Here is a 3,946-nt window from a genome sequence, read left to right as displayed (position 1 = left end):
ACATCCGTTAAACAATCCGTTGCCGAACTTACTTCCCCATCAGCGACTTATAGGCTGTCACCTTAAGATCAATCCCAGTAATATCTGTCCCCACAACAACAGCCACCGCTCCTAAATCCAAGGCTTTTTTAGCCATTTCCGGCCCCGATATCCCGCCTTCGCAGATAACAGGAACCTTAAGCTTTTCTACCATTTCCGCAAGCAAATCAAATCCCGGCGGCGAAAAATTTGCCGTCTGGGCAGTATACCCAAAAAGAGTAGTTGCTACAGTATCTGCACCAGCTTCGGTTGCCGCGATCGCAGCTTCTATTGTATCTACATCCGCCATCACTAATTTGCCCAATTCACTGTGAATTCGCCCGATTAATGTCTTTAAGTCTTCGCCGCCAGCAGGACGGTTTCTCAGAGTAGCATCAACGGCGATAAGATCGGCTCCAGAAGCGGCGATCGTCCGCGCGTCTTCAAACCGAGGAGTAATGTAAATCTCGCATCCCGGCAATTGCTGCTTCCAAATCCCAATTATGGGAGCGGATATCTGTTTTCGCACCGCTGAAATGTGAGCCGGAGTGTCAATCCGCACGCCGGATGCACCTCGATTGATGGCGGTTCTAGCCATTGCCGCAATTACGATCGGATCGTGCAGCGGCGAATCAGCAGGTGCTTGACAAGAAACAATTAATCCTGTAGGAATGTGACAATTAATCATGGGGAATTGCGGATGGGGAATTGGGCATCGGGCATGGGGCATCGGGCATCGGGCATCGGGCATGGGGCATCGGGCATGGGGCTTTTTTGTAATTTATTCCCTGTGTCCTATTGAACTCAAATAAGCGTTAATTTTTGGTAGTAATTTATCGACAATTGGTTTAAATTTGCTGACTTCTTCGCTTGTAATAAGTTGTCTAGCGTAGGCTAATCTTAACCAGTTTACTGTTTCGTACAAAGAGCCTCTCGCAATTTTTACAAAACGCCGATTATCTTGGTCATTATAACGACCTCTTCCTTCAGCAATATTAGCACAGACACTATCAGCAGACCGAACGATCTGTTTACCCATCGTATCTTTTGTGAAGTAATCCCATTTTTTAACAATTTCCCAAATCTGATTCGCCAAACTTTCCGCCAACTTATAAACCTCTAATTCCTCAAAATCAGGTCTTCCCATAATTGCCTCAAAAACTGAATTATATTAAATGCCCCATGCCCCATGCCCCATGCCCCATGCCCCATGCCCCATGCCCCATGCCCAATTCCCCATGCCCAATTCCCAATGCCCAATGCCCAATGCCCAATGCCCAATGCCCAATGCCCCATTCCCAATTCCCAATTACCCATTACCAATCCCGGCCATTAAAGAAATAATTTTGTCAAGCAATTGCTCAGGATGAATCGGTTTAGCCAAACAATCGTTAGCTCCCGCCGTCACGAAAGATATCTGATCTGGGGGAATTTCATTAGCGCTTAAAGCCAGAATTTTAATATTTTCAGTGGCGGGTTTTTGACGCAGTTGGTGAATTATTTCGCAGCCATTCATACCGGGCAAACGCATATCGACAATCACAGCATTCGGCTGCAAAAGTTCAATTTGTTCCACCGCCGCCGAACCTTCAATCATCCACACCACTTGCAGTCCTGCTGCTGTCAGGATATCGCAAATCAGCATGGCAGTTTCTTCATCTTCTTCCACGAGTACGAGGTTGCCCCGCGAAGAATAATGCAGTGGTAAAGATGAATTGGATTTTTCATAGGTGAATTTTGTGGATTCATCTTTGGTTAGAGTTTGGATTGGTATAAAAACGGTAAAAGTAGAGCCGACATCAACTTTAGAGTTTACTTCGATCGCGCCGCCGTGAAGCTCTACTAACTGTTTAGTTAAGGCCAATCCCAGACCTGTGCCGCCGTATTCGCGGCGGTAGGGGGAATCTAACTGCTGGAATTTTTGAAACAAAAGTGATCGCTGATTTTCGGGAATTCCAATGCCGGTATCTTTGATTTGAAAAACAGCGGTACTGCCAGCAGGTGCAGTACCGGGCTGCCGCACTGCCGGCGTTCGATTTTTATCTTCTGTCACCCAAACTCGCAGGATGACTCGCCCGCCTTTGGGAGTAAACTTAATCGCATTTCCTAAAAGATTGAAGAGAATTTGTCTCAAGCGGCGTGGGTCAGCGATGAAGCGATCGCACTCTTGTTGTATCCGCTGTTCTTGCAGCAGTTCCACGCCTTTAGCCGCCGCTTTTTCTTTTAGAGCGTGCAGGCTCTGAGAAGCTAATTTAGAAAGTGAAAATTCACTAATTTTTAATATTGCTTTTCCAGCTTCTACTTGCGATAAATCTAAAATATCGTTAATTAATTCTAATAAGTGGTCGCCACTGTCTCGGATAGTTTGCAGGTACTGCCGCTGCTTTTGCACTGGCACTTCTTTACTGCCAACTTTGCCGTAAGACCACCGCAGCAGCGTGTCGGAAATGCCGATGACGCAGGTGAGAGGAGTCCGCAATTCGTGGCTCATAGCTGCCAAAAATTCGCTCTTGGCGAGGCTGGCAGACTGGGCGGCAACCAGTGCATCGCGGAGTTCTCGCGTGCGTTCTATTACGCGCTGTTCTGACGTGCGCTTTTGCTGCTGGACTTGTGCATAAAGTTCGGCTTGGTAAATGGCGATCGCCAAATGTTCTGCTATTTGCTGCAAAAATGTTTTTTTGCTTTCTTCCCACTCCCGAAAAGTACACTGGTGGGCAATTAGCAGCCCCCACAATTCGTCTTGAACTACGATCGGCACTAGCAACTTCGCGCGCACCTTCGCCCGCCGCATCAACTCTAAAAAACAAGGTTGCGAAGAGTAAGTTGTTTCCACATCCGCGACGCACAAAGCCAAGCCTTTGCGATATTTCTCTCTGTCAATGACTCCATTGGTAAAACACTGCGCGCTTTCACTAAAATTCAGTACAGACGAGATAGTATCGTTGGCTAAAGCTTCGTAGGTAACGCGACCTAAATACAAGTAAGACCCGGAATTTTCTTGGATTTCGCCAGACCCCGAAACCGCTGCCGGTATTTCTTTAGCTAACTCGCCATTGTGCGGCGCTGGCACTTTTTCAAATTGATAGATTAACAGGCGATCGACCTCCAAAAACTCTCGCACTCGCTCGACTGCTTTTGACAAAATTACAGGCAATTCCAAACTCTGGCGGATTTGATTTGTCACCTGATTCAAAAGTCGCTCTTGTTCGAGCTGCTGCTGCAAAGCATCTTCTACTGGCTGACAAAATGAAATGCAGGGACTGGCAATTTGCAATTGATTGACGGCTTCGGCAATCTGGCTCTGTAGCGTTTCTGGATCTATAACTTTGGGCGCTGATTTTCCCTCTATTTTTGTTTGGCTGTGTAGGGACAGGCGATTATTTTGGCTGGCATTGGCAGCGAGAATATCCAGCAAATTTAGGGTAAATTCGCTTTGAATAACGGCCGAGTTAGGCTGTATATTTTTAATTGCTTGTTTGAGGGCGCGAATGTCAATTTGCCACGAGGGTGCGGGCGTTATTTCTGCGAGTTTGTCGGCGAGGGGAGACAGGAAATTGGCGATCGCCCCGGGGTCGAAAGTCAACTGCACATTCAATTGCGAATGGAGATTTTTTTCGCTGTGTTTGTGTCCGTTGGTTGCGAACTCATCTAATAGATTGCCCCGCAGCAGCGCGCTAAAATGCTCTGATACCACTGCTGCAAACCTTTCCGACGAATTTTCCACATTTTGAGAATCCGCGATCGCATCGTCGGTGAGCCAAATCGCCCCTGGGATTTCAGCCATTTGCTGTAACAACTGGTAAGCAGCCTCAAAGGTTGCTAGCGGCAAAGTCCGATTTAAGGTTTTTGGTTTCACTCTAGTAATTCTGAATTTTGGATTTTAGATTTTGGATCACGCTTTGGAAGTCCCAATATAACAACTGTTTGG

The 3,946-nt window shown here is 46.8% G+C and carries 4 protein-coding genes; all 4 read right to left on the bottom strand.

Annotation, left to right across the window (positions count from 1 at the left end):
* Positions 1-28 precede the first annotated feature (28 nt).
* The 4 genes from QUB44_RS26610 to QUB44_RS26595 all read right to left on the bottom strand — a co-directional run bounded on the left by QUB44_RS26610 (position 29) and on the right by QUB44_RS26595 (position 3,874).
* On the bottom strand, positions 29-706 hold the full coding sequence (locus QUB44_RS26610) for an N-acetylmannosamine-6-phosphate 2-epimerase (protein ID WP_333372266.1): 678 nt from the start codon (positions 704-706) through the stop codon (positions 29-31).
* A 93-nt stretch (positions 707-799) separates the two neighbouring features.
* Positions 800-1,165, bottom strand: a complete 366-nt coding sequence (locus tag QUB44_RS26605) for a four helix bundle protein (protein ID WP_333372231.1) — start codon at positions 1,163-1,165, stop codon at positions 800-802.
* Positions 1,138-1,335 carry a hypothetical protein gene (locus QUB44_RS26600; protein WP_333372229.1) on the bottom strand — a complete coding sequence of 66 codons (198 nt, stop codon included), beginning with the start codon at positions 1,333-1,335 and terminating at the stop codon, positions 1,138-1,140. Before QUB44_RS26600 ends, QUB44_RS26605 begins: the two co-directional genes overlap by 28 nt.
* Positions 1,328-3,874, bottom strand: a complete 2,547-nt coding sequence (locus tag QUB44_RS26595) for an ATP-binding protein (RefSeq protein ID WP_333372227.1) — start codon at positions 3,872-3,874, stop codon at positions 1,328-1,330. The genes QUB44_RS26600 and QUB44_RS26595 overlap by 8 nt, the downstream gene beginning before the upstream one ends.
* Positions 3,875-3,946: the final 72 nt, after the last annotated feature.

It is taken from the genome of Microcoleus sp. AT3-D2, from assembly GCF_036705715.1.
Classification (GTDB): Bacteria; Cyanobacteriota; Cyanobacteriia; order Cyanobacteriales; family Microcoleaceae; genus Microcoleus.
This window is presented reverse-complemented; position numbering and strand designations above follow the sequence as displayed.